Annotated in this window: 20 protein-coding genes; 3 read left to right on the plus strand and 17 right to left on the minus strand. The window is 71.6% G+C overall.

Going from position 1 to position 25,357, the window contains the following annotated elements; all coding sequences use genetic code 11:
* Positions 1-30 precede the first annotated feature (30 nt).
* Together JE024_RS12475 and JE024_RS12480 are read left to right on the plus strand one after the other, a co-directional pair.
* Entirely contained in the window at positions 31-1,047 is a 1,017-nt protein-coding gene (locus tag JE024_RS12475) for a GNAT family N-acetyltransferase (RefSeq protein ID WP_205373651.1), read from the plus strand.
* A gap of 17 nt (positions 1,048-1,064) precedes the next feature.
* On the plus strand, positions 1,065-1,901 hold the full coding sequence (locus JE024_RS12480) for a transglutaminase family protein (protein ID WP_205373652.1): 837 nt from the start codon (positions 1,065-1,067) through the stop codon (positions 1,899-1,901).
* Between the two features lie 320 nt (positions 1,902-2,221).
* On the opposite strand, the gene JE024_RS42275 is transcribed toward JE024_RS12480, so the two are convergent.
* From JE024_RS42275 to JE024_RS12500, 4 genes are all read right to left on the minus strand, one after another.
* A complete protein-coding gene (locus tag JE024_RS42275; RefSeq protein WP_372449797.1) occupies positions 2,222-3,445 on the minus strand; it encodes a hypothetical protein in 1,224 nt (407 codons plus the stop codon).
* A 1,132-nt stretch (positions 3,446-4,577) separates the two neighbouring features.
* Positions 4,578-4,988, minus strand: a complete 411-nt coding sequence (locus JE024_RS12490; protein ID WP_205373653.1) for a DUF6113 family protein — start codon at positions 4,986-4,988, stop codon at positions 4,578-4,580.
* Positions 4,985-5,965: an N-acetyl-1-D-myo-inositol-2-amino-2-deoxy-alpha-D-glucopyranoside deacetylase gene (gene mshB / locus JE024_RS12495; protein ID WP_205373654.1), complete on the minus strand. Its 981-nt coding sequence runs from the start codon at positions 5,963-5,965 to the stop codon at positions 4,985-4,987. Before mshB ends, JE024_RS12490 begins: the two co-directional genes overlap by 4 nt.
* A gap of 141 nt (positions 5,966-6,106) precedes the next feature.
* Positions 6,107-6,301, minus strand: coding sequence for a hypothetical protein (locus tag JE024_RS12500; protein ID WP_187742231.1), 195 nt, complete (start codon positions 6,299-6,301; stop codon positions 6,107-6,109).
* Between the two features lie 168 nt (positions 6,302-6,469).
* Between JE024_RS12500 and JE024_RS12505 the strand changes: the two genes are divergently transcribed.
* Positions 6,470-8,632, plus strand: coding sequence for a prolyl oligopeptidase family serine peptidase (locus JE024_RS12505; RefSeq protein WP_205373655.1), 2,163 nt, complete (start codon positions 6,470-6,472; stop codon positions 8,630-8,632).
* 24 nt (positions 8,633-8,656) lie between these two features.
* Here the strand turns inward: JE024_RS12505 and JE024_RS12510 are convergent, their stop codons facing one another.
* The 13 genes from JE024_RS12510 to typA all read right to left on the minus strand — a co-directional run bounded on the left by JE024_RS12510 (position 8,657) and on the right by typA (position 25,307).
* Complete coding sequence (locus JE024_RS12510; protein WP_205373656.1) at positions 8,657-9,808, minus strand: hypothetical protein; 1,152 nt, start codon at positions 9,806-9,808, stop codon at positions 8,657-8,659.
* A 251-nt stretch (positions 9,809-10,059) separates the two neighbouring features.
* Positions 10,060-11,286 (minus strand): ABC transporter ATP-binding protein, encoded by a 1,227-nt coding sequence (locus tag JE024_RS12515; protein ID WP_205373657.1) that lies wholly within the window; start codon positions 11,284-11,286, stop codon positions 10,060-10,062.
* On the minus strand, positions 11,279-12,289 hold the full coding sequence (locus JE024_RS12520; RefSeq protein ID WP_205373658.1) for an ABC transporter ATP-binding protein: 1,011 nt from the start codon (positions 12,287-12,289) through the stop codon (positions 11,279-11,281). The genes JE024_RS12515 and JE024_RS12520 overlap by 8 nt, the downstream gene beginning before the upstream one ends.
* Positions 12,290-12,298: 9 nt before the next feature.
* Positions 12,299-13,279, minus strand: a complete 981-nt coding sequence (locus tag JE024_RS12525; RefSeq protein ID WP_205373659.1) for an ABC transporter permease — start codon at positions 13,277-13,279, stop codon at positions 12,299-12,301.
* Positions 13,272-14,195 carry an ABC transporter permease gene (locus JE024_RS12530; protein ID WP_205373660.1) on the minus strand — a complete coding sequence of 308 codons (924 nt, stop codon included), beginning with the start codon at positions 14,193-14,195 and terminating at the stop codon, positions 13,272-13,274. The genes JE024_RS12525 and JE024_RS12530 overlap by 8 nt, the downstream gene beginning before the upstream one ends.
* Before the next feature lie 78 nt (positions 14,196-14,273).
* Complete coding sequence (locus tag JE024_RS12535) at positions 14,274-15,905, minus strand: peptide ABC transporter substrate-binding protein (RefSeq protein ID WP_205373661.1); 1,632 nt, start codon at positions 15,903-15,905, stop codon at positions 14,274-14,276.
* 68 nt (positions 15,906-15,973) lie between these two features.
* Positions 15,974-16,936 (minus strand): GNAT family N-acetyltransferase, encoded by a 963-nt coding sequence (locus tag JE024_RS12540; protein ID WP_205373662.1) that lies wholly within the window; start codon positions 16,934-16,936, stop codon positions 15,974-15,976.
* Between the two features lie 126 nt (positions 16,937-17,062).
* Positions 17,063-18,211, minus strand: coding sequence for an ABC transporter ATP-binding protein (locus JE024_RS12545; RefSeq protein WP_205373663.1), 1,149 nt, complete (start codon positions 18,209-18,211; stop codon positions 17,063-17,065).
* The gene (locus tag JE024_RS12550) at positions 18,204-19,262 is read right to left on the minus strand and encodes an ABC transporter ATP-binding protein (protein ID WP_205373664.1); all 1,059 of its coding nucleotides are present in this window, start codon (positions 19,260-19,262) and stop codon (positions 18,204-18,206) included. The genes JE024_RS12545 and JE024_RS12550 overlap by 8 nt, the downstream gene beginning before the upstream one ends.
* Before the next feature lie 11 nt (positions 19,263-19,273).
* Positions 19,274-20,242 (minus strand): ABC transporter permease, encoded by a 969-nt coding sequence (locus JE024_RS12555; protein ID WP_205373665.1) that lies wholly within the window; start codon positions 20,240-20,242, stop codon positions 19,274-19,276.
* Positions 20,235-21,164: an ABC transporter permease gene (locus JE024_RS12560; RefSeq protein WP_205373666.1), complete on the minus strand. Its 930-nt coding sequence runs from the start codon at positions 21,162-21,164 to the stop codon at positions 20,235-20,237. Before JE024_RS12560 ends, JE024_RS12555 begins: the two co-directional genes overlap by 8 nt.
* Before the next feature lie 130 nt (positions 21,165-21,294).
* The gene (locus JE024_RS12565; protein WP_205373667.1) at positions 21,295-22,917 is read right to left on the minus strand and encodes a peptide ABC transporter substrate-binding protein; all 1,623 of its coding nucleotides are present in this window, start codon (positions 22,915-22,917) and stop codon (positions 21,295-21,297) included.
* A gap of 488 nt (positions 22,918-23,405) precedes the next feature.
* Positions 23,406-25,307, minus strand: a complete 1,902-nt coding sequence (typA, locus tag JE024_RS12570) for a translational GTPase TypA (RefSeq protein ID WP_205373668.1) — start codon at positions 25,305-25,307, stop codon at positions 23,406-23,408.
* Positions 25,308-25,357: the final 50 nt, after the last annotated feature.

Below are 25,357 nucleotides of genomic sequence, written 5' to 3' on the forward strand. Positions count from 1 at the left end.
ACGATCCGAACAGGAGGGGCGGGCAGAACCGTGGAATTCACTGCCGCAGCACGGCTGGAGGTCCGGGTGACACCGGCTGACGTGGGCAAACGAGTGTCGGTCCGGTCGGCGGTCCCCTCCGGTGCGCCCGGCGCGAAGTTCACCGACACGGTCGGCGTTCTCACATCCTGGACGGACGGTGTGCTGCTGATCACACGCCGGACCGGGGAGAGCGTCCGCATACCGGAAGCCTCGCTGGTGGCGGGCAAGGAGGTGCCGGCCGAACCGGCCCGGCGGCGCGGGCCGTCGGCGGGCTTCACGGAGCTGGCCCGGGTCACCGCCCGAGCCTGGCAGCCGGTGGAGAGCGAACGGCTCGGCGACTGGGAGCTGCGGGCGGCGGGCGGCTTCACCCGGCGCGCCAACTCGGTTCTCCCGCTGGGCGATCCGGGGATGCCGCTCGACGAGGCGCTGGACCGGGTGCGCGGCTGGTACGCGGAGCGCGGACTGCCCGCCCGGTTGCAGATCGCGACCGGCGCGGCGGGCACCCAGGAGGAACTCGGCGCGGCGCTCGCCGCACGAGGCTGGCTCCGGGAGGTGTCGGCCGAGGTGTGGACCGGGGCGCTCGCGCCGGTGGCCGACCTGACGGACGACGACGCCCGCGTGCGCGTCGGCCGGGCCCCCGACGACTCCTGGACGCGCCGCTACCAGCGCTCCTCGGAACCGGGCCCGCAGGTGCGGGCCGTGCTCACCGCGGGCCCCTCGGTGCTGTTCGCGACCGTGCCCGCCCCGCCGCCGGAGCCCGGCGCCCCGGCTCAGGCGCCCGCGGCGATCGGGCGCTGCGTGGTGGACGGCCGCTGGGCGGGCTTCATGGCCGTCGAGGTGGATCCCGCGCACCGGCGCCGGGGGCTCGCCACGGCCGTGATGGCGGCGCTCGCCCGCCGGGCGCTGGACGAGGGCGCCTCGGCCGCCTGGCTCCAGGTGGAGTCGGACAACGCGCCGGCGCGCGAGCTGTACGCGGGCATGGGCTTCGCGGTCCATCACCACTACCACCACTTCCGCGCCGTCTAGACGGGTACGAGAGGAACATGCACCACGAGCCCCCGCGGTCCGAGTGGCGGCAGCGGTTCGCCGACGAGGCCCGCTCCCCCCGACCCGACCTGGCGACGCTCTGTCTGCTCCTCGGCACCGAGGCGGACCCCGGCCTGGACGACGACGGCATCGACGCCGCCCAGATCGAACTGGACCGCCTCGCCGGGATGCTCCCCTACGGCCTGACCGGGCCGCACATGTGGGCGCGGGCCCTCGGGGACCTGCTGGGCGGCCGGGAGGGCTTCCACGGCACCCCGGTGGACTACCGGCGGCTGGAGTCGTCGCTGCTCCACGAGGTGCTGCGGCGGCGGCGCGGGCTGCCGATCCTGCTCTCCGTCGTGTGGACGGAGGTCGCCCGCAGGGCGGGCGGCCAGGTGTACGGGGTGGCGCTGCCCGGCCACTTCGTCGTCGGCTTCGGCGAGCCGGACGCGCTGGTCCTCGCGGACCCGTTCCACGCGGGCCGGCTGCTCTCGGCCGAGGACACCGAACTGCTCGTGACCGGGGCCACCGGGTCGCCGCCGAGCCCCTCGATGCTCAGGCCTGCGGACCCGCTCGCGGTCGTCTCCCGCGTGCTGAACAACATCCGCGCCTGGGCCGCGCCCCGCCCGGAGCGCTCCGAGGTGGCCCTGTGGGCCCTCGACCTGCTGCTCCTGCTGCCCTCCCACCCGGCCAGGCTGCGCTACGAGCGCGCCCAGCTCCTCGTCCAGCGCGGCGCGTTCACCGAGGGCGCGGCGGAGATGGACGCCTACGCCGAGGTCGTCTCGGCGGTCGAGCCCACCACCGCCGACCTGGTCCGCGGCCGCGCCCGCGCCGCCCGCGCGATGCTGAACTGACCCGCCGGGGAACCGGCACCCCCGCGCGGGCGCCGCTGGCGAGACCATCCCCGGAGCGGGGCCCGCGAGCACGGGCACGCAGCGGCGCCGAAGCTGCCGTCGCCGGGCCGGGGAACCGGCACCCCCGCACGGACGCGCACCCCACGACCCCACCCCGGCCCGGCCCCCGCGACCCCACCCGGGCGCCGGCGCCGCAAACGGGCTCCGCGCCCCGCGCGGGCCCGGCGCGCGGGCAGCCGGAGCTCACCGTGGCGGCCCGCCGGAACGGCGGAACCCCCGCCCGGGTGGCCCGGGCGGGGGTTCGGCGTCCTTGGGGGCGGTCAGCTCGGGTCGAGCGGGATGACCGCGGTGCGCTCCGCGGGCGTCTTGCCGCGCAGCGCCGGTCCCATCGCCTGGGCGACGTCGTCCGCGGAGACCTCGTGCTGCTTGCCGTCACCCTTGGTGATCATGATGCCGTCGAAGACGCCTTCGAGGAGCTGCTCGATCGCGGCCTTGTCGTAGTACTCCACCAGCTTCCCGTCGACCGGCTTCATCGACAGGATCTTCGGCAGGGACTTCGCCGGACCGAACTGGATCTCCTTGCCGCCCGCCTTGATCGTGATCAGGCCGGACATCGCGGGCTCCGCGAAGTCCTTCATGGCCCGGTCGATCTCCGCCTGGCTGATCGTGGGCTCCCTGGTCCCGACCGGCAGCGTGACGACGTTCGGCTTGCCGGTCTCCACCTGGGCGCGGTAGGCGTCCTTGACCGTGGTCATCGAACGGGCGACGTCCAGCGACTCCCCCGGCTTGCCGGGGACGGCGACGGCCTTGCCCGGCTCGAAGCGGATGGTGCCGTCGGAGGCCGAACCCGCGGTGCCCGCGAGGTCGGAGAGGGCGACGCCCAGCTTCTCCTCGTCGACGACGATCACCGGCTGCGCGACGCGCTCGCCCCCGAAGAGGGAGCCGATCACCGACACCGGGTTGTAGTCGCTGCCCGCGGCCCCGCGGACGGTGGCCTGGCTGTCCAGCGAGAGCCCGGCCTTGTCGGGGGCGAGTTCGGTCTTCTCGCCGCCCACGGCGAGCTGGAGCGGGGCCGCGGCACGCTTGCCGAAGGCCGCGTCGAGCTTGTTGACCGCCTCGTCACGGGTCCCGCCGCCGATGTCGACGCCGAGGACGGTGGTGCTCTTCGGCACGTCGGAGTGGTTCAGCAGCAGCCCGGCGCCGTACGCGACGCCGAGCAGGCCGAACACGCCCACGCCCGCCAGCACCAGCTTGGACCGGCCCTTGCGGGCGGGCCGGGCCGCCGCGGGGCGGGGGCGGCTCGGGCGCGGGCGCGGCGGCCGCGGGGCCCGCGCCGGGGCCGCCGGGAAGTCCGGGTCGGCGAAGTCGGCGCCGGGCCCGCCGGCGGCCGGGCCGGGCCTGCCCGGTCCGGGCGGGGCGAACGGCGAGCGGCTCTCGCTCGGGACGACCGGGATGCCGCTGGTGAGCGTGTCACCGGAGACATGGCCGCCACCGGGCTCGGGCGCGGGCTTCTGCGGGGTGAGGACGGCGGTGTCGTCGGACATCCGGGGCGGACCGGCCGGCCCGCCGGGGCCGGGGCCCAGCGGCATGTCGCCGGTGACCGGGCCGGACGTCGGCCCCGCGGGGCCCTGGTCCGGGCCGGGCGGGCGCACACCGAGCGGCGGCGTCCCGCGGCCCGGGGCGAAGCCGTCGCCCTGGCGCGAGCGGTCGGGGCCGCCGCCCGGGGGCCGGGTCGGCAGCCCGGCGGCGGGGGTCTCGTCGACGAGCGCCGACAGGCCGGACGCCGGCTGGCCGCCGGGGGCGAAACCGGCCCCGGCCGGACCGCCCTGGCCCGCGGGGCCGCCCTGGCCGCCGGGGGCGAAGCCGGACGCCGCCGGACCGCCCTGGCCGCCGGGAACGGGCCCGCCGGGGCCGCCCTGCTGCGGCGGGGCCGCGGCGGGGGCGGCGTCGGGGCCGGTGCGGCGGCCGCGGCGGCCGCGCGGGCGGGCTTCTCCTCGGGCGCGGGGGCGCCGGGCCGTCCGTCGTCCTCGGCGGGCGCCGCCGGACGCGGCACGCTGCCCGTGCGCTCGCTCTCGGATCCGCCGGGCGCGGGGGCGCCGCCGGACGGGCCGCCGGACGCCGGGGGCCTGGTGCCGGCGTCGGTGTCGCTCATCGGCGTGCGCATGACGACGGGCGGGATCGGCCGCGAACCGGGGATGTTGATCCGGATGCGGGTCGTCAGTGTGGTCTCGGTCCTGGGCTCCTCGGCCTGCCGCTCGGGCGCCGCTCCCGCGGCGTCGTCCGGAGCGTCCTGCGTCGGATGCAGCGACGGATACTGGCGTGATCCGTACGGCGGTGTGCCCGAGGGGTACGCGGCTCCACCGCGCCCCTGGGGGCCGGCGGACGAACTGTCAGTTTCACGACTCAAAGCAGGTTCTCCCGGTTGGCGTCGCCGCCCGTTCTTACTGGACAGCTGCTGCTGCGGGCGGCTCGGCGGCGCGCACCACCATACTGTCCGCCACGGACCGACACCCCGGGACCGCCCGAAGCGGCCCCCGCGGTCCACCGGCGCACCGTACGGGCGCGGCCAGTTCGGCCACGCACCCGGCCCGTCCGCGGGCCGTGCGCGCGCACGACGCCGTGGACCGGCCACAACGCCCGCACGGCGGGGGTCCGGCGGGCCGGACCCACAGGTCCTTACCGGCCAAGTCGGCCGGGGCCGCCGTCCGGTTGCCGCGGCCGCGACATGGTGGCACACATCACAGCCACCGCCGTACCCCCGAGCATGAAGACCAGCGGTCCGATCCCGGAGGCGAACACGGCGTCGCCCTCGGGTCTGCCGATGCTGAGCACCACCACGGCGAGCAGCCATCCGGCGGCCGGGAACGCGGCACCGAGCTGGGTGCCGGTGGCCCGCCGCCCGGCGGCGAAGACCGCCCCCGAGGCCAGCAGCGCGAGGGCCAACCCGCCCGGGAAGAAGCCGGCTTGGACGAGCGAACCGGCGACGCCGACGAGCGCCCCCAGGGCGGCGAGCAGGACGTAGGCGGCGATGCGGGCGGGCTTCGGCGTCCCGGTGAGGAAGGAGCCCGGCGCGGACGGCCCGCTCATGCGGCGCCTCCCGAAATCTCCCCGACTCCCTCACGTACGCCGCCCGGAGCCGCCCCGGCGGCCCGCCTCGCGCCGCCGTTCCCGCTCGCCGGGACGATCCCGGCGAACAGGTCGTGCTCGCGCTCACCGGGCGCGGCGCCGGACACGCCGACGGCCAACTGGTAGCACTCGGTGGTGAAGAGGGGCTGGCCGAGGTCGTTGGAGAGCGCGAAGAAGGGCCCGTTCACGGCGATCTGGGTGACGTGCGCCCGCATCGCGGCGGCCTTCTGCTCCGCGTAGGCGGTGCCGTCGATCTCGGCGGTGATCAGCTCGTCGTCCACCACACCCGGGATGTCGGCGATGTCCGCGATTCCCGGGAAGTCCCCTGCCGCGGTGGCCCGCAGCCGGGCGAAGCCCTCCTCGGCGAGCGACCGCGGGACCCGGGTCCAGTAGATCTTGTCGACGGTGTGCGGGTCGCCCAGGTCGCGCCGGTAGGCGCGCTCACCGGCGAGGTCCGCGGCACGCATGGCGACCCGGTGGGCCTGGATGTGGTCCGGGTGCCCGTATCCCCCGCGGGGGTCGTAGGTGACGAGCACCTGCGGGCGGACCGACCGGATGACCTCGACCAGCTCGGCGGCGGCCTCGTCCACGTCGGTGCCCCAGAACGCGCCCTCGCGGTGGTTCTGCGGGAGGCCCATCATGCCGGAGTCGCGGAACCGGCCCTGCCCGCCCAGGAAGCGGTGGTCGGTGACGCCCAGCTCCTTCATCGCGTCGGCCAGTTCGCCGGCGCGGTACGGCCCCAGGCGGTCCTCGCGGTCGGGTGCCAGATGGGCGAGGCCGGCGGGGATGACCTCGCCCTCCTCCCCGAGCGTGCAGGTCACCAGAGTGACGTGGGTACCGGCTGCCGCGTACAGCGCCATCGTGGCGCCGTTGGTGATCGACTCGTCGTCCGGGTGTGCGTGCACCAGGAGCAGACGACGGGCGGGGAGATCCTTCATACGGCACAGCCTAGAACGCGCGGCCCCCCGAGTGTCCGCAAAGTGCCGGCGTCCGTCCGCGGGGCGGGTCCGCGAGCGGGGCGGGACGGCCCCGGACACGGCCCCGGCCCGGGGGCGCGCGGTGATCCGGACGAGAGGGGGCTAGAACTTGAGCCCCCCGATCATGCCCGCCACGTTGCTGGTCAGCTCGCTGATGGTCGGCGCGATCGACGAGCTGGCGAGGTAGAACCCGAGCAACATGCAGACCACCGCGTGTCCACCCTTCAACCCGGATTTCCGGATCAGCAGGAAGACGACGATCGCCAGCAGCACCACCGCCGAAATCGAGAGTGCCACGGCGGTTCACCTCCACAGATATTCGACGGGGACGGTCCAGTTGCATGTGCCGGTAGGTTCATACCCACCTTGCGCTACGGATCATAACTATCCGTACCCACGCATCGGTCGGTGCACGGCAGCACACGGGGGCGCACAACGGCCTTGCCCGTGCCATAGGTTCGCCCCATGACAGCGACGCAGCAGCTCTCCTTCCCGCGTCAGTCGGCGCGGACCCAGCGCTTCACCCTGGGGGCGCCCCGGGCCTTCACCGTCTCGCCGGACGGCGCACGCGTGGTGTTCCTGCGCTCGTCCTCCGGCACGGAACGCTCCGGTCTGCTCCGGGTGCTCGACCTCGGCGGGGCGGTGCCCCGCGAACGGATCGCCGCCGATCCGGGTGAACTTCTCCAAGGGGCGGACGAGGAGCTGTCCGCCGAGGAGAAGGCACGGCGCGAGCGGAGCCGCGAGGGCTCCGCGGGGATCGTCGGCTACGCCGTCGACCGGGCCGTGGAACTGGCGGCGTTCACCCTGTCGGGCCGGCTGTTCACCGCCGAGCTGCGGGCCGGCACGGCCCGCGAACTGCCCGTGCCCGGACCGGTGATCGACCCCCGCCCGTCCCCCGACGGCCGGTACGTCGCCTATGTCGCCGGCGGGGCGCTGCGGGTGACGGGCACCGAGGGCGACGGCGACCGGGCGCTCGCCGAGCCGGAGGACGAGCATGTCTCCTGGGGCCTGGCCGAGTTCGTCGCCGCCGAGGAGATGGGGCGCTCGCGGGGCCACTGGTGGGCGCCGGAATCGGACCGGCTGCTGGTCGCCCGGGCCGACGACCGCGCGGTGCGGCGCTGGTGGATCAGCGACCCGGCGCACCCCGACCGGGAGCCGGCCCGGGTCGCCTATCCGGCGGCCGGCACCCCCAACGCCGAGGTCGGCCTCCATCTGATCACCCTGGACGGGGCGCGCACCGAGGTCGTCTGGGACCGGGACGCCCACCCCTACCTCGCCCGGGTGCACTGGTCCCCCGACGGTCCGCCGCTGCTCCTCGTGCAGTCCCGCGACCAGCGGACCCAGGCGTATCTCGAAGTCGACCCGGACACCGGCCGGACGCGGGTGGCCCACCTCGACGAGGACGACGTCTGGCTGGAACTTTTCCCCGGCGTCCCGGCCTGGGCCCCGGATCCCGGGTCCGGCGGCGCGGGCGGCGCACGTCTGGTGCGCATCGCGGACGAGAGCGGCGCCCGGGTGCTGGCCGTCGGCGACCGGGTGCTGACCGGGCCGGACCTCCATGTCCGCGCGGTGCTCGGCGTCGGCGCCGGCGACGTCCTGGTCTCGGCCTCCGCGGGCGAGGCGGCCGGGGCCCCGGAGACGGGCGAGATCCATGTGTACCGGGTCGGGGCGCACGGCGCGGAGCGCCTCTCGCAGGGGCCCGGGGTGCACTCGGCGGTGCGCGGCGGGGACGTGACCGTCCTCGCGTCGGCGGGCCTCGACGCCGCCGGGACGGCCGTGCGCGTGCTCCGCGGCGGCCGGACCGTCGCCGAGGTCGCCTCGCACGCGGAGCGGCCCCTGATCACCGCCCGCCCGCGGTTCGTGGAGGCCGGCGCCCGCCGCATCCCCTGCGCGGTGCTGCTGCCCTCGGACCGGGCGGCGGACGACGGGAGACCGCTGCCGGTGCTGATGGACCCGTACGGCGGTCCGCACGGCCAGCGGGTGCTCGCCGCGCACCACGCGCACCTGACCTCCCAGTGGTTCGCCGACCAGGGCTTCGCGGTGGTCGTCGCGGACGGCCGGGGCACCCCGGGGCGCTCCCCCGGCTGGGAGAAGGCGATCAAGGGCGACTTCGGCCTCACCCTCGACGACCAGGTCGACGCGGTCCGGTCGCTGGCCGGATCCTTTCCCCTCGACCTGGACCGGGTCGCGATCCGCGGCTGGTCCTACGGCGGCTATCTGGCGGGCATGGCCGTCCTGCGGCGCCCGGACGTCTTCCACGCGGCCGTCGTCGGCGCGCCCGTCACGGACCTGCGGCTCTACGACACCCACTACACCGAGCGCTATCTGGGCGACCCCGCCGAGCGGCCGGAGGTCTACACGGCCAACTCGCTGGTCGGCGACGACGGGCTGACGGTGGCCGAGACCCCGCACCGGCCGATGATGATCGTCCACGGCCTGGCGGACGACAACGTGGTCGTGGCCCACGCGCTGCGGCTGTCGTCGGCGCTGCTGTCCGCGGGCCGCCCGCACGAGGTGCTGCCGCTGACCGGGGTGACCCATATGACGCCCCAGGAGCAGATCGCCGAGAACCTGCTGCTGCTCCAGGTGGACTTCCTGAAGCGCTCGCTGGGCATGGACCGCGGCTGACGGCCGCGGTCCGGGCCGGGAGACCTACCAGCCGGGCGGCGGCGACGCGGGCGGCGGCGGCGAGGGCGGCGGGCCGAAGCCGGAGGAGGGGTCGGGCGGCGGGTAGCCGTAGCCGGGCGCGGGCCGGGCGGGCGGATAGCCGTACGAGGGGCGCGCGGGCGGATACCCGTAACCCGGCGCCCGGGCGGGCGGGTAGCCGTAGCCGGACGGCGCCGTGCCGCCCGGGGCGCCGTCGCCGCCGGGCACCGGCTCGCCCGGCCGCAGCAGCACGGCGAGCAGCACCGCACCGCCGACCAGCTCGAACAGGGCGGTGGCGGTCACCAGATGGCGTTCGAGCGGCAGTTCCCCGAGGTACCGCCACAGCTCCTGGCGCACGGCGTGGGCCACCCCCACGGCGCCGTCGGCGGCCAGCAGCACCGCGACGGCGGCGCCCAGCGGCCGGGTGAGCACGGCCCGCGCCAGGCCGCAGCCGGCGGCCACCAGGGCGAGGGCGGCGACCGTCAGGGCGAGCCAGGCGGACGGCACCTCCAGCAGGCGCACCGGCGCCCGGTCGCCGCCGGTGAGCAGATCGAGCCAGACGTCGGCGCCCAGCAGCCAGGCCCAGCGCGCCTGCCAGGCCACCACCACCGCGGCGGACGTGCCGAGCAGCAGGAAGGCGGTCACGGCGGCCCCCCGGCCGGGCCGGGTCGGCGTCAGCGCCTCCGCACCCGGCGCCTGCCGGGTGAACTGCCGCTCACCGGCCGGTCTTCGCCCGGCGGCGGCCGTGACGAGCAGCCCGGTGCCGAGCGCGAGCGCGGCGAAAGCGCTGTAGAGCGCGCGGGTGCGCACGGCGTCGGTGGCCTGGAGGTCCATGTAGGAGGCGGTGAGCACCCACAGGGCGGGCAGCCGCAGGCCGAGGGTCAGCACACCGGCGGCGACCAGCGCGGCGGCGGCGACCGGCGAGCGCAGCGCGGCCACCGCGACGGCGGCGTAGACCAGCAGCAGGGCGGGTTCGACGATCGTGGTCGCCGGCTGCGCCACGGCGACGAAGCCGGGGGCTCCGCCCGTCCAGGAACGCCACAGCGCTGCGGCGGATCCGGTGTCGCCGAGATCCCTGGCGATCCAGGCCGCCACCATCAGTGCGAGCAGGGCGGCCAGCGCCGCACCTGTGATCCGGGCCCCCCGCGAAAGCGTCACATCCACGATCGTGCACGGCCCCCGCTGACCCGACAAGGGCGCCTCGGGCCCACCTCGGGCCCAGGAGGAAGCGCTTGCGCGCGGGTGGCCGGACGGGATCCCATGGCAGGATCCCGTCCGGCCCAACGGCACCCGCACGGCCGTACGTTGTTCAGCGTGACGCGTCCGTATATCGGTACCGGGTCGGTCAGGTTGCCTGTGTGTTAACGCGCCGGATGTCCGGTTCGCACCCTTCCGTCGGACGGCGACGGCTACGACGGCTCGAACCGCGTCGACCCGCCCCCGGCACCCTCGCCACCGTCACCGGACCCACCCGGGCCCCCGGCACCGGACCCGCCGCCGCCCTCACCTCCGGCGCCGGACCCATCGGCTCCATCGGCTCCATCGGCTCCATCGAACCCGCCCGGCGCCGGCGCCCCGCCGGCTTCCGTGCCGCCCTCCTCCGGCTCGTCGCCGCCCGGCACCACATGGCGCTCCTCCGCGAAGTGGCACGCCGACGGGTGCTGGACGGGCCCGGGCACCCCCCGCAGATGCGCCGGGACGGCCAGCAGCGGCACCTCCTGCGCGCACCGCTCCTGGGCCTTCCAGCACCGGGTCCGGAAGCGGCACCCGGACGGGATGTTCGTCGGGGACGGCACGTCACCGGTGAGGATGATCCGCTCCCGGTGCTCACGCGCCTCGGGATCGGGCACGGGCACGGCCGACAGCAGGGCCTGGGTGTAGGGGTGGGTCGGGTGGTCGTAGATCTCCGCGTCCCTGCCGATCTCCACCACCCGCCCGAGGTACATCACGCCGACCCGGTCCGAGATGTGCCGGACGATCGACAGGTCGTGGGCGATGAAGACGTAGCTGAGCGAGAACTCGTTCTGCAGCCGGTCGAGCAGGTTGACGACCTGCGCCTGCACCGAGACGTCCAGCGCGGAGACCGGTTCGTCGGCCACGATGATCTCGGGCTGGAGGGCCAGGCCGCGGGCGATGCCGATGCGCTGGCGCTGACCGCCGGAGAACTGGTGCGGATAGCGGTTGATGTACTCGGGGTTGAGCCCCACCACGTCGAGCAGGTCCTGCACCTTCTTCCGCCGGCTGCCCTTCGGGGCGACCTCGGGATGGATCTCGTAGGGCTCCCCGATGATGTCGCCGACCGTCATCCGGGGGTTCAGCGAGGTGTACGGGTCCTGGAACACCATCTGGATGTTGCGCCGCACGGCCTTCAGCGCCCGCCCGGACAGCTGGGTGATGTCCTCGCCCTTGTAGCGGATGGCGCCCGCGGTGGGCCGCTCCAGATGGACCAGCATCCGGGCGAGGGTCGACTTCCCGCAGCCGGACTCCCCGACGATGCCGAGGGTCTCGCCGGCCATGAGGTCGATGTCGACCCCGTCGACCGCCTTCACCGCGCCGACCTGCTTCTTGAAGAGGATGCCCTGGGTCAGCGGGTAGTGCTTGACCAGGTCGCGCACCTCCAGGATCGCTTCAGCCATTGAGGGTCGCCTCCCAGAAGTGGCACGCGCTGCGGCGCTCCTCGTTCACCTCGTACAGCGGCGGTTCGTCGGTCCGGCACACGTCGCGGGCCATCGGGCAGCGGGGGTTGAAGGCGCAGCCGGGCGGGATGGCCAGCAGGTTGGGCGGCAGACCCTTGATCGCGTACAGCTCCCGGCCCTTCTGGTCCAGGCGCGGGATCGACTCCAGGAGGCCCTTGGTGTACGGGTGGGCGGGCGCCTTGTAGATGTCGTGGACGGGGGCGGTCTCGACGATCCGGCCCGCGTACATGACCGCGATCTTGTCGGCGACGTCGGCGACGACGCCGAGGTCGTGGGTGATCAGGATCAGTCCCATGTTCAGGTCGCGCTGGAGCTCGGCGAGCAGGTCCATCACCTGGGCCTGCACCGTCACGTCGAGCGCCGTGGTCGGTTCGTCGGCGATGATCAGGTCCGGCTCCAGGGACAGCGCCATCGCGATCATGATCCGCTGGCGCATACCGCCGGAGAACTGGTGCGGGTACTGCCCGACCCGCTCCTTCGCCGCCGGGATGCGCACCCGGTCCATCAGCTCGATCGCCTTCAGCCTCGCGTCCTTGCGGGACGTGCCCTGGTGGACGGTGAACATCTCGCCGAGCTGGTCGCCCACGCTGAGCACGGGGTTGAGCGAGGAGAGGGCGTCCTGGAAGATCATCGCCATCTCGGCGCCGCGGATCCCGCGCCGCTCGTCCTCCCCCAGCTTGAGCAGGTCGCGGCCCTTGAAGACGATCTCGCCGCCCGTGATCCGGCCGGGCGGCGTGTCGAGGATGCCCATGACCGCCTGGGCGGTGACGGACTTGCCGGAGCCGGACTCGCCGAGGACGGCGAGCGTCTCACCGGCGGAGACGGTGTAGTCGACGCCGTTGACGGCCCGGGCGACGCCCTCGCGGGTGTGGAACTCGACGTGCAGGTCCCGGACGTCGAGCAGCGGCCCCGACTCGGCGGGCCCGGCGGGTGTGACGGACATGGCCGGCTCCTATCGCAGCTTCGGGTCGAGGGCGTCGCGCACCGCGTCGCCGAGCATGATGAACGCGAGGACGGTGACCGCCAGCGCGCCGGCGGGCCAGAGCATCATGTGCGGGGCGTTGCGGATGTACGGCGACGCGGAGGAGATGTCGATGCCCCAGGAGACCGTCGGCGGCTTCAGACCGGCGCCGAGGTACGACAGGGTCGCCTCCAGGGAGATGTAGGTGCCCAGGGCGATCGTGGCCACGACGATCACCGGCGCGATCGCGTTGGGCGCGATGTGGCGCAGCAGCATCCGGGTGTTGGAGGCGCCGAGCGCCCGCGCGGCCTGGACGTAGTCGTTCTGTTTGGCGGTGATGACCGAGCCGCGGGCGATGCGGGAGATCTGCGGCCAGCCGAGCAGCACCATGAAGCCGACGACGGGCCACACGGTGGTCGAGGTCACGACCGACAGCAGCACCAGGCCGCCGAGGACCACGGGGATGCCGAAGAAGATGTCGGTGAGCCGGGAGAGGACCGCGTCCCAGCCGCCGCCGAAGAATCCGGCGAGGGAGCCGAACAGCGAGCCGAGGATCGCGACCCCGAGCGTGGCGCAGACGCCGACGGTGACCGAGGTCCGGGCGCCGTAGACGGTGCGGGTGTAGACGTTGCAGCCCTGGCCGTTGTAGCCGAACGGGGCCCCGGGCTGGGAGCCCTGCTGGGCCTTGGCCAGGTCGCAGGCGAGCGGGCTGCCGGAGGCGATCAGCGACGGCCAGATCGAGATGACCACCAGGAAGAGGATCACCAGCGCGGAGACGATGAACACCGGGTTGCGCCGCAGGTCGCGCCAGGCGTCGGACCACAGGCTGCGGGGCTTGCCGGCCGGTCCGGTGCCCAGCGGTCCGCCCGGGGTCTTCTCCAGGGTCTCGCCCTCGCTCATGGCGAGGTCGGTCCCGCCGCCCGCGCCGGTGGAGGCGATGGCGTTGTCGTCGAAGGGCTGCTGCTCAGGCATACCGGATCCTCGGGTCGAGAACGGCGTACAGGAGGTCGACGAGCAGGTTCGCCAGCAGGAAGACGATGACGAGCACGGTCACGAAGCCGACGACGGTCTGGGTGTTCTGCCGCAGGATGCCCTGGTAGAGCTGGTAGCCGACGCCGTGGATGTTGAAGATGCGCTCGGTGACGATGGCGCCGCCCATGAGGGCGCCGATGTCGGTGCCGATGAAGGTGACGACGGGGATCAGCGAGTTGCGCAGCAGATGGCGCCGGATGACCCGCCCGCGCGGCAGCCCCTTGGCCTTGGCGGTGCGGACGTAGTCGGAGCGGGAGTTCTCGGCGATCGACGTCCGGGTGAGGCGGGTGACGTAGGCGAGGGAGACCGAGGCGAGCACCAGACCGGGCACGATCAGTTCGTCGAGCCGGGCGTCGGAGGACACCGAGGGGTCGATCACGCCCCACTTGATGCCGAGCACCAGCTGCACGATGAGACCGGTGACGAAGGTCGGCACGGCGATGACGACCAGCGTCAGCAGCAGGACCCCGGTGTCCACGGGGCGCCCGCGGCGCAGGCCGGTGACGACGCCGAGGGTGATGCCGATGACGATCTCGAAGAAGATGGCGACGATCGTCAGCCGGATGGTGACGGGGAAGGCCTCCGCCATCAGTTCGGTGACCGGCTGGCCGTTGAACGCGGTGCCGAAGTCGCCGGTGAAGACGTTGCCCATGTAGGTCAGGTATTGCTGCCAGACGGGCTTGTCGAGGCCGAACTCCTTGCGGAGCTGCGCGGCGGTCGCGGGATCGCACTGCCGGTCGCCGCAGAGGCCGGCGACGGGGTCTCCCATGATGTTGACCATCAGGAAGATCAGCAGCGTGGTGCCGAAGAAGACCGGGATCATCTGCAGCAGACGCCGGATCACGTAACGTCCCATGACACGCTCCGGGGGTCGTCGCGGGAAGGGGGACGGCCCGGCGCTCGCGGTGCGTCGCCGGGCCGGTGGCTTCCGCCGTCAGTTGACCTTGATCTCGTTGTAGACCGGGACGCTGAACGGGTTCAGGGTCACGTTGGAGATCCGCTCCGAGTAGCCGGCGCTGCCGTTCTGGTACCAGAGCGGGATCGCGGCCATCTCGTCGCGGACGACCTCCTCGGCCTGCTTGAAGAGGTCGACCGCCTTCGCGGTGTCGCTCTCGGCGTTGGCCTGGTCCACCAGGTCGTCGAACTTCTTGTTGCTCCACTTGCCGTCGTTGGACGAGGCGTTGGTGTAGTAGAGCGGCTGGAGGAAGTTCTGGATCAGCGGGTAGTCCATCTGCCAGCCGGCCCGGAACGGCCCGGGCATCTTCTGCTCGCCGATCTGGTTGCGGAAGTCGGCGAAGGTGCCGACGGGGTTGCCCACGCATGCCTTCTCGTTGCCGAGGGCGTTGTTGATGGAGTTGCACACCGCGTCGACCCAGTCCTTGTGGGAGCCGGTGTCGGCGTTGTACGTGATCTTGACCTGGCCGCCGGGCAGTCCGCCGCCCTCCTGGATCAGCTTCTTGGCCGCGGCCGGGTCGTAGTCGCAGGAGTCGCCGCAGAGGGTGTCGTCGAAGCCGCCGTCCTCGCCGAGCACCGGGGAGGTCCAGTCCTTCGCCGGGGTGCGGGTCTTCTGGAAGATCGTGTCGGTGATCTGGTCCCGGTTGATGGCGCGGGAGAGGCCGGTGCGCACCTTGGCGCCGTCGGGGGTGTTCCACGCGTCGTCGTAGAACGGGAAGGCGAGGGTCTGGATGATGCCGGCGGGGGTGTTGATGTACCGGTCGCCGAGGTCCGCCTGGACGTTCTTGAGCTGGGAGGCCGGGACGTCGTCGACGAGGTCGAGGTTGCCCGCGATCAGGTCGGTGTAGGCGGTGTTGTTGTCCGTGTAGACCTTGAGGTCGATGCCGCCGTTCTGGGCCTTGTCGGGACCGGGGTAGTCGTCCCAGCGGCGGAGCTGCGCCTCGGAGCCCTTCTGGTACGAGTTCAGCGTGTACGGGCCGTTGCCGACGGGCTTGGCGATCCAGGCGTCGTGGTCGTCGAAGAAGGACTGGGGCAGCGGGGCGAAGGCCGCGTACCCGAGGGTGTCGGGCCAGGTGGAGAACTTCTGGCTGAGCTTCGCCGTGAAGGTCAGGTCGTCGACGACCTTCAGCCCCGAGAGCGACTGCGCGGAGGGCTCGCCGCTCTCGGGGTGGACGGCCTCGTAGCCGTCGATGTAGCCGAAGAAGTAGGCGTTCTTCTGGTTGTTCTTCAGGTTGGCGCCGTAGTTCCACGCGTCGACGTAGGACTTCGCGGTGACCTTCTCGCCGTTGCTGAAGGTCCAGCCGCTCTTGATCTTGATGGTGAAGTTCATCGAGTCGGTGGTCTCGATGCTCTCGGCCATCATGTCGGTGGCGGCGCCGGTCTTCGGGTCGTATCGCTTCAGGCCCCGGAAGATCATGTCGAGGACCTTGCCGCCCTGGACCTCGTTGGTGTTGGCGGGCTCCAGCGGGTTCTGCGGGTCCGTCCAGGAGGAACTGACGATGCCGTCCTCGCCGCCCCCGCCTCCGCTGTCCCCGCCACCACCGCAGCCGGTCGCCGCGAGGGCGACGACTGCCGCGCATGCGGCCCACTTGGCGTGCGTGGCTCCGCGCATGGGGTTCCTCCCGTGTCCTAGGCCTGACTTAGGACCGAATATCACCCCATAGCGGAACTAACGCACTTTCAGGGCGTCCGGGTGGCGGCCGCGGCCGCCGCCGGACGGGTGACCTCCCAGGTGTCGATCGCGTAGTGCAGGGCCATCCCGTGCGCCTCGTACAGGGCCAGGGCGCGTGACTCGTTGGCGGTGTCCACGCCGAGGCCGATGGTGTCCCGGCCGCGGGCCGCGTAGACGGCGAAGGCGTGGCGCAGCAGATGGCCCGCGATGCCCCGGCCGCGGGCCGGACGGCGGACGCCGAGGTTGCGGATCCAGCCCATGGCCTCCCGGTCGTCCCGGCTGAGCATCACGGCGACGTCCCCCTCGCCGTCGAGCGAGGCGATCCACACCAGCGACCAGTCGAGGCGGGCGCCGTCGACGTCGTCCAGCCACTGCTCGTAGGTGCGGGCGTGGTGGTCGAAGTGATCGGCGAACGTCTCCTCGACCAGCGCGTGGGCGAGGCGCCGGTCGGCCTCGTCGCGGCAGTCGCGCAGGGTCAGGGCCGGGCCCGCCGGCGGGGTCGGCGGGAGGTCGGCGGACGCGGAGAGCGGGCGGGTCATGATCTGGTGGCGCCGCACGGTGGACCAGCCCCGGGCGGTCAGCAGCGCGGTGTCCACGGTGGGCGCCGCGTTCAGATGGAGGTGGAGCACGGCGCGTTCGGCGCCGCTCCCGGAGGCCTTCTCGGCGGCCCGGGCCTCGATCAGCTCCAGCAGCAGCACGGCCGCGTCGGAGCGGCCGGGCAGGACGTAGTGGTCGACGCCGATGTCCCCCTGGCCCGAGTCGCTGTAGATCACCCCGTACCCCACGAGGACGGTCCCGTCGGACACCAGCCAGGTGTCGCGGGCGAGGTCGACGTCGGCATGGGCCAGATCGGCCTCGACGGAGTGCAGATCGGTCTCGTGGCGGCCGATCTCGGCGAGGTCGACGGCGTTCAGCAGGGCACAGACGGCGGGCGCGTCGGCGGGCGTCGCCGGACGGACGGTGAGGGACATGCCGACACTGTCGGCGGCCCCGGGCCCCGGGGGCAATCGGTTTTCCCTCCGCCGGACCGGCCCGCGCGCACGGCACGGCCCCCGCCCCGCGGCAGCGGGACGGGGGCCGGATGCACGGCGCCGGGGTCAGCCGGCGTGCACGACGTCCTTCTCCTCGGCGAAGTGGCACGCCGACTCGTGGGCCGCCGGGGTGTCCTGGCCGGCGAAGCGCTCCGGGACCGCCAGCAGCGGGATCTCGGTGGCGCAGCGGTCCTCGGCCTTCCAGCAGCGGGTGCGGAAGCGGCAGCCCGACGGCGGGTTGGCCGGCGACGGGACGTCACCGGTGAGGATGATCCGCTCGCGGCCCTCGCGGGCGGCCGGGTCCGGGACGGGGACGGCCGACAGCAGCGCCTGGGTATAGGGGTGCGTCGGGTGGTCGTAGATCTGGATGTCCGTCCCGATCTCGGCCATCTTCCCGAGGTACATCACGCCGACGCGGTCGGAGATGTGCCGGACGATCGACAGGTCGTGGGCGATGAAGAGGTAGGACAGGTTGAACTCGTCCTGGAGCTTCTCCATCAGGTTGATGACCTGCGCCTGGACGGACACGTCCAGCGCGGAGACCGGCTCGTCGCAGATGATGATCTCGGGGTTGAGCGCGAGACCGCGGGCGATGCCGATGCGCTGGCGCTGACCGCCGGAGAACTGGTGCGGGTACCGGTGGATGTACTCGGGGTTGAGACCCACGACCTCCAGCAGGTCCTGCACCTTCTTGCGGCGGTCGCCCTTCGGGGCGACCTCGGGGTGGATCTCGTACGGCTCCCCGATGATGTCGCCGACCGTCATCCTCGGGTTGAGCGAGGTGTACGGGTCCTGGAAGACCATCTGGATGTTGCGCCGCACGGCCTTCAGCGCGCGCCCGGACAGCTTGGTGATGTCCTGGCCCTTGTAGAAGACCTCGCCGGCGGTCGCCTGCTCCAGCGTCATCAGCAGCTTGGCGACGGTCGACTTGCCGCAGCCGGACTCGCCGACGATGCCCAGGGTCTCGCCCTGGTACAGGTCGAAGGAGATCCCGTCGACGGCCTTGACCGCGCCGACCTGCTTCTTGAAGAGGATGCCCTGGGTCAGCGGGAAGTGCTTGACCAGGTTGCGGACCTGGAGGATCGGCTCACCGCGCGCGACGGTCGCGTCCAGGGCGGCGACGGCCGCCTCCTCCGTCGCGGCCGACACGGTCTCGACGTCGGTGACGTTCGGCGTCGCGTCCACGGCCTCGTTCGTCTTGTTGAGCTCAGCCATGGATCGTCTCCTTCCAGAAGTGGCACGCGCTTCCGCGGCCGGGCAGATCGCCACCGTCCTGCTCGGTCACCGGCACGAGCGGCGGGACCTCGGTGCGGCAGATGTCCTCCGCCTTGGGGCAGCGCGGGTTGAAGGCGCAGCCACTGGGGATCTTGAGCAGGTTGGGCGGCAGACCCTTGATCGCGTACAGCTCCTGGCCCTTCTGGTCCAGGCGCGGGATCGAGTCGAGCAGACCCCGGGTGTACGGGTGGGCCGGACGCTTGTAGAGCTCGTGCACGGGGGCGGTCTCGACGATCCGGCCCGCGTACATGACCGCGATCTTGTCCGCGACGTCGGCGACGACGCCGAGGTCGTGGGTGATCAGGATCAGGCCCATGTGGTACTCGCGCTGGAGCTCGGCGAGCAGGTCCATGACCTGCGCCTGGACCGTCACGTCGAGGGCCGTGGTCGGCTCGTCGGCGATGATCAGGTCCGGCTCCAGGGCCAGCGCCATGGCGATCATGATGCGCTGGCGCATACCGCCGGAGAACTGGTGCGGGTAGTCGTTGACCCGGGCCTTGGCGGCGGGGATCTTCACCCGGTCCATCAGCTCGATGGCCTTGGCCTTGGCCTCCTTCTTGGAGAGGCCCTGGTGCACCCGGAACATCTCGCCGAGCTGGTAGCCCACCGAGAGCACGGGGTTGAGCGAGGACAGCGCGTCCTGGAAGATCATGGCGATCTTGGAGCCGCGGATCTTCCGGCGCTCCTCGTTCGACATGGTCAGCAGGTCCTGGCCGCGGAAGAGCACCTCGCCCTTGGGGATGCGGCCGGGCGGCATGTCGAGGATGCCCATGATGGCCTGCGCCGTCACGGACTTGCCGGAGCCGGACTCGCCGAGGACGGCGAGCGTCTCACCGGCGGAGACGGTGTAGTTGACACCGTTGACGGCCTTGGCCACACCGTCGCGGGTGTGGAACTCGACGTGCAGGTCGCGCACTTCGAGCAGCGGGCCGTCGCTGTCCCCGGCGCTGCGGGGCGCGGGGACGGGGGAAGTCTTGTCGATGATGGTCACGTACGCCTCCCTCAGCGCATCTTCGGGTCGAGGGCGTTGCGGACCGCATCGCCGAACATGAGGAACGCGAGCACCGTGATCGACACCATCACCGAGGGGATGATCAGCACGTACGGGGCGTTGCGGATCTGGGCGAAGCCGTCGGAGACGTCGATGCCCCACGACACGGTCGGCTCGGCGAGGCCGATGCCCAGGAAGGACAGCGTGGCCTCCGCGCCGATGTAGCCGCCGAGCGCGATGGTGGCGACGACGATGACCGGCGCCAGGGCGTTGGGCATGATGTGCCGGATCATGATCCGGCTCGTCGAGGCGCCGAGCGCACGGGCGGCGACCACGTAGTCGGCCTGCTTGACGGTGATCACCGCGCCGCGGGCGACACGGGCGATCGAGGTCCAGCCGAGGAAGGACAGCGCCAGGATGACGGTCCACACGGCGCGCCTCTCGAAGCTGGTCAGGACGACCATCGCGCCGAGCAGGAACGGGATGCCGAAGAAGATGTCGGTGAGACGGGACAGCAGGCTGTCGACCCATCCGCCGAAGTAGCCGGCCATCATGCCGAGCGCGCCGCCGAGCAGGGTGACGATGACCGTCACGCTGATGCCGACGGTGATCGAGGCGCGGGCGCCGTGGATGACACGCGCGTAGATCGACCGGCCCTGGATGTCGTAGCCGAACCAGTCGGGGGAGAAGAAGTGCCCCCACTGCGGCTTCTGCAGGTAGTGGTTGACCAGGTCGCCGTCACGCGGCGACGCGCTGGTGAACAGCCCCGGCCAGGCGGCCATGACGACCAGCACCAGGATGAGCACCGAGGAGACGATGAACAGCGGGCTGCGGCGCAGGTCGCGCCAGGCGTCGGACCAGAGGCTGCGCGGCTTGCCCGAGGGGGCCGGACCGGCCTCGGCGATCAGCACGGTGTCCGGTGCCGCCGCGGTCGTGAGCCTCTCGGAGGTCTCGGCGGTCTCTGCGATTTTCTCAGGCATACCGGATCCTCGGGTCCAGGACCGCGTAAAGCAGGTCGACGAGCAGGCTGCAGATGAGGTAGACGAGGACGATCAGCGTCACGATGCCGACGACCGTGGCTCCCTCGCGCCGCCTCAGCGCCTCGAAGACGAGGCTGCCGACGCCGTGGATGTTGAAGATGCCCTCGGTGACGACCGCGCCCGCCATGAGCGTGCCGAGGTCGGTGCCGAGGAAGGTGACGACGGGGATCATCGAGTTGCGCATCAGGTGCACACCGACGATGCGGCGCCGGGGAAGCCCCTTGGCGACCGCGGTGCGCATGTAGTCCGAGCGCAGGTTCTCGGCGACCGACGTGCGGGTCAGCCGCGCCACGTACGCGAGGGACAGCGCGGCCAGCACGGAGGCCGGCAGCAGGAGTTCGTTCCACGACTCCTCGAGGGAGACGTTCGGCTCCACCACACCGAGCTGGAAGGCGAAGAAGTACTGGGACAGACGGCCCAGGACGAACGAGGGAACGGAGATGAGCAGGAGCGTGAGGAGCAGCAGCCCGCGGTCCCGGAGGGTGTCGGGCTTGAGCCCCGCGAGGACACCGAGGGTGATACCTGCGACGACCGTGAAGACGAACGCGAACATCGTCAGCTGGATGGTGACCGGGTAAGCCTCGGCGATCACCTCCGCGATGGGACGCTGGCTGGCGATCTGCATGCCGAAGTCGCCCTGGAACAGCTTGCCGAGGTACATGAGGTACTGCACCAGGACGGGCTTGTCGAGACCGTACTCGGCCTTCAGGGAGTCGATCTGGGTCTGATCGACGTTCTGTTCGCCTGCCAGCGCTCTGACGGGGTCGCCGGGGAGCGCGTACATCATGAGGAAGATCAGCAGGGTTGACCCGATGAACACCGGGATCATCTGGAGCAGTCGTCGTGCGACGTAGCGCCCCATAGGTGCCTCCGTGAGGGGTTAACCGGTCCGGGGGGCGCCGTGCGCACAGCACGGTGCCCCCGGACCACCGCCGCCGCCGGATGACCGACGGCGGCGGGTGATGGCCGAGTGGGGATGGGCCCGTCAAGCGTTACTTGACGGTGACTCCGGGCAGCTCGAGGTCGCCGTGGAAGTCGACCTTGACGTTGTCGACAGCCTTGCCGTGGCCACCGTTGATGCGGTAGTACCACAGCGGGATGGCGGGCATCTTCTCGAGCAGCTTCTTCTCGACCTCCTGGTAGCCCTTCACGGCCTCGTCCAGGGAGTTCGCCTTGTCCGCCGCGGCCATCAGACCGTCGATCTCCTTGTCGGAGAAACGACCGTTGTTGGACTCGGCGTTGGTGTGGTAGAGCTCCTTGATGAAGTTCACGTTGACGGGGTAGTCGGCCACCCAGCCACCGCGGTACATCGACTTGACCTGGTCGTTGTCACGAGCCTCGAGGTCGGTCGGGAAGTCCGGCTTGGCGTCGCCGACGCAGTCGACACCGGTCGCCTTGCGGATGGACTCGCAGACGGCGGTCACCCACTCCTTGTGGCCACCGTCGGTGTTGTACTGGAGGAACAGCTTGTTGTCCGGGACGCCGCCGCCCTCGGTGATGAGCTGCTTGGCCTTCTCCGGGTTGTACGTGAAGACGTCCGTACCCAGGTCCTGGTTGCCCTTGACCTGCGGCGGCGTGAAGCTCGTCGCGGGGGTACGGGTGTTGTTCAGGACGGTCTTGGTGATCGTGTCGCGGTCGATCGCCATGGACAGACCCTGGAGGACCTTGGGGTCGATGTCCTTGAACGTCTTGGAGTAGAACGCCGGGACCAGCGACTGGATGGCCGCGTACGGCTGCTCGATGGCGCCGTCGCCCAGGTCCTGCTTGTACTTCGGCAGGTCCGTCGGGCCGACCTGGCGGATGATGTCCAGGTTGCCGGAGACGACGTCCTGGTACGCGGCCTCGAGGGTCGCGTAGTTCTTGAACTGGATGCCCTTGTTCTGCGCCTTGTTGGGGCCCTGGTAGTCAGGGTTGGCCGCAACCTGGATCAGCTTCTTGTGGGTCCACTTCTCGAACTTGTACGGACCGTTGCCGACCGGCTTCTGGCCGAACGCCTTCGGGTCGTCGAAGAAGACCTTGGGCAGCGGGGCGAAGGTGGCGTAGCCCAGCTTGTAGTTGAAGTACGGGACCTTCTCGGCCAGCTCGATCGTGAAGGTGGTCTCGTCGACGACCTTCAGACCGGACATCTTGTCGGCCTTCGGGTCACCCTTCTCCGGGTGCACGTCGGCGTAGCCGGCGATGTCGCCGAACCAGAACGCGTTCTGCTGGTTGTTCTTGATGTTGGCGTACCAGTTCCACGCGTCGACGTAGGACTGCGCGGTCACCGCCTCGCCGTTGTGGAACTTCCAGCCCGCCTTGAGCTTGACGGTCCACGTCTTCGAGTCGGTCGTCTCCACGGACTCGGCGTTCGTGTAGACGATGTTGCCCTGAGCGTCGAAGTCCAGCAGCTGGGTGAAGAGCGACTGAATGACGTACGAGCCGTTGGTCTCGTTCGTGTCCGCCGGGATCAGCGGCTTCTGCGGCTCGCCGACGTCGATCGAGACGTAGCCCGCGGGCTTGCCCGAGGCGCTGCCCTTGTCCTTGTCCGAGCCACTGTCGCTGCCACCACAGGCAGTCGCGGCCATGGCGACGACTATCGCACCCGCGACCCACTTGGCGCTCTTGGCACCACGCATGGGTTCCTCCTCATGAGTCCACTTTGTCACTACAAGAGGGGCATTGCTGACGCGCCGACACCCCTGACGGCGCTGTGTCAATGCCCCGAGTGTGCTCGTGAGTCGGCGCTCCCCACAGCGCATGACCCATTGACCCGAGCTCAATGGAGCCAACTATTAAGTACGTCCGGGCCGTAAACCACACTTAAAGGGTCTCGTTTTGACAACATCAGAGGTGGCTGTCAGACCGAAATCCGGACAAAGCGAGCACAGACAGACACCCGCGAAACGGACCGTTAACACATGTTCCGGAGAGCGACGGTCGATATGCGGACACTCGGGTCGGCTAAACGATTTGACGAACAGGCCCGGCCCCTCGCCTTGTCAGCGAGGGGCCGGGCCTGGTGTATGCGGTTTTCCCGGGCCTTCGCCGGCCCCGCCGGACGCCCCTCGGGGCGCCCGGCGCCCCGCGGACCCCGCCAGGGGTGTCCGCGGGCGCTGAGGACGCGTCAGCCGTGCTTGGCGCGCGAGGCCGAGCGGGCGCGCTCGCGCTGGTCGAGGACGACCTTGCGGATGCGGACGGCCTCCGGGGTCACCTCGACGCACTCGTCGTCGCGGCAGAACTCCAGCGACTGCTCCAGCGAGAGCTTGCGCGGGGGCACGATCGCCTCGAACGAGTCGGCGGAGGAGGAGCGCATGTTGGTGAGCTTCTTCTCCTTGGTGATGTTCACGTCCATGTCGTCGGAGCGGGAGTTCTCCCCGACGATCATGCCCTCGTACACCTCGGTGCCGGGGTCGGTGAACAGCACGCCGCGCTCCTGGAGGTTGGTCATCGCGAACGCGGTGACGGCGCCGGAGCGGTCGGCGACCAGGGAGCCGTTGTTGCGCGTCTGGAGCGGGCCGAACCACGGCTCGTGGCCCTCGTGGATGGAGTGGGCGATGCCCGTGCCGCGGGTGTTCGTCAGGAACTCCGTCCGGAAGCCGATGAGGCCGCGGGACGGGACGACGAACTCCATGCGGACCCAGCCGGAGCCGTGGTTGGACATGTTGTCCATCCGGCCCTTGCGGACGCCCATGAGCTGCGTGACGGCGCCCATGTGCTCCTCGGGCACGTCGATCGTCATGCGCTCGACGGGCTCGTGGACCTTGCCGTCGACCTCCTTGGTGACGACCTGCGGCTTGCCGATGGTCAGCTCGAAGCCCTCGCGGCGCATCTGCTCGACCAGGATGGCCAGCGCCAGCTCGCCGCGGCCCTGGACCTCCCAGGCGTCGGGGCGCTCGGTGTCGAGGACGCGGAGCGAGACGTTGCCGATGAGCTCGCGGTCGAGGCGGTCCTTGACCTGGCGGGCGGTGACCTTGCGGTCCTTCACGGCATTCTTGGCGTCGGCGCCCTTGCCGGTGCCGCCGCGGCCGACCAGCGGCGAGGTGTTGGTGCCGATGGTCATGGAGATGGCCGGCTGGTCCACCGTGATCAGCGGGAGGGCGACCGGGTTCTCCGGGTCGGCCAGGGTCTCGCCGATCATGATGTCGGGGATGCCCGCGACGGCGCAGATGTCACCGGGGCCGGCGACCTCGGCCGGCTTGCGGGTGAGCGCCTCGGTCATCATCAGCTCGGTGATGCGGACGTTGGCCACCGTGCCGTCCCGCTTGATCCACGCGACCGTCTGGCCCTTGCGCAGCTCGCCCTGCTCGACGCGGAGCAGCGCGATGCGGCCGAGGAAGTTGTCGGCGTCGAGGTTGGTGACGTGGGCCTGGAGCGGCGCGTCCTCCTCGTACGCCGGGGCCGGGACGTGCTCCAGGATCGTGGAGAAGAACGGCTCCAGGTTCTCGGAGTCCTGCGGGACCGTGCCGTCCTGCGGCTTGGTCAGCGAGGCGATGCCGTCGCGGCCGCAGGCGTAGACGATCGGGAACTCGATCTGGTCCTCGTCGGCGTCCAGGTCGAGGAAGAGGTCGTAGGTCTCGTTGACGACCTCGTCGATCCGGGAGTCCGGGCGGTCCGTCTTGTTGATGCAGAGGATGACCGGCTTGCGCTGCTGGAGGGCCTTGCGCAGCACGAAGCGGGTCTGCGGCAGCGGACCCTCGGAGGCGTCCACCAGGAGGACGACGGCGTCGACCATCGACAGACCGCGCTCGACCTCGCCGCCGAAGTCGGCGTGGCCGGGGGTGTCGATGATGTTGATCGTGATCGGGGCCCCGCCGTCCTTGGGGTGATACTTCACCGCCGTGTTCTTGGCGAGGATCGTGATGCCCTTCTCACGCTCCAGGTCGTTCGAGTCCATCATGCGGTCGTCGAGCTGCTGGTGGGCGGCGAAGGCACCGGCCTGCTTGAGCATGGCGTCGACGATGGTCGTCTTGCCGTGGTCGACGTGGGCGACGATGGCGACGTTGCGGATGTCGTGGCGCGTGGGCATGGGTGGCTTGCGCTTCTCTCGGATCGTGGGATGCGGCGTCAATTCCTCTT

Origin of the sequence: Streptomyces zhihengii (genome assembly GCF_016919245.1) — a bacterium.
Classification (GTDB): Bacteria; Actinomycetota; Actinomycetes; order Streptomycetales; family Streptomycetaceae; genus Streptomyces; species Streptomyces zhihengii.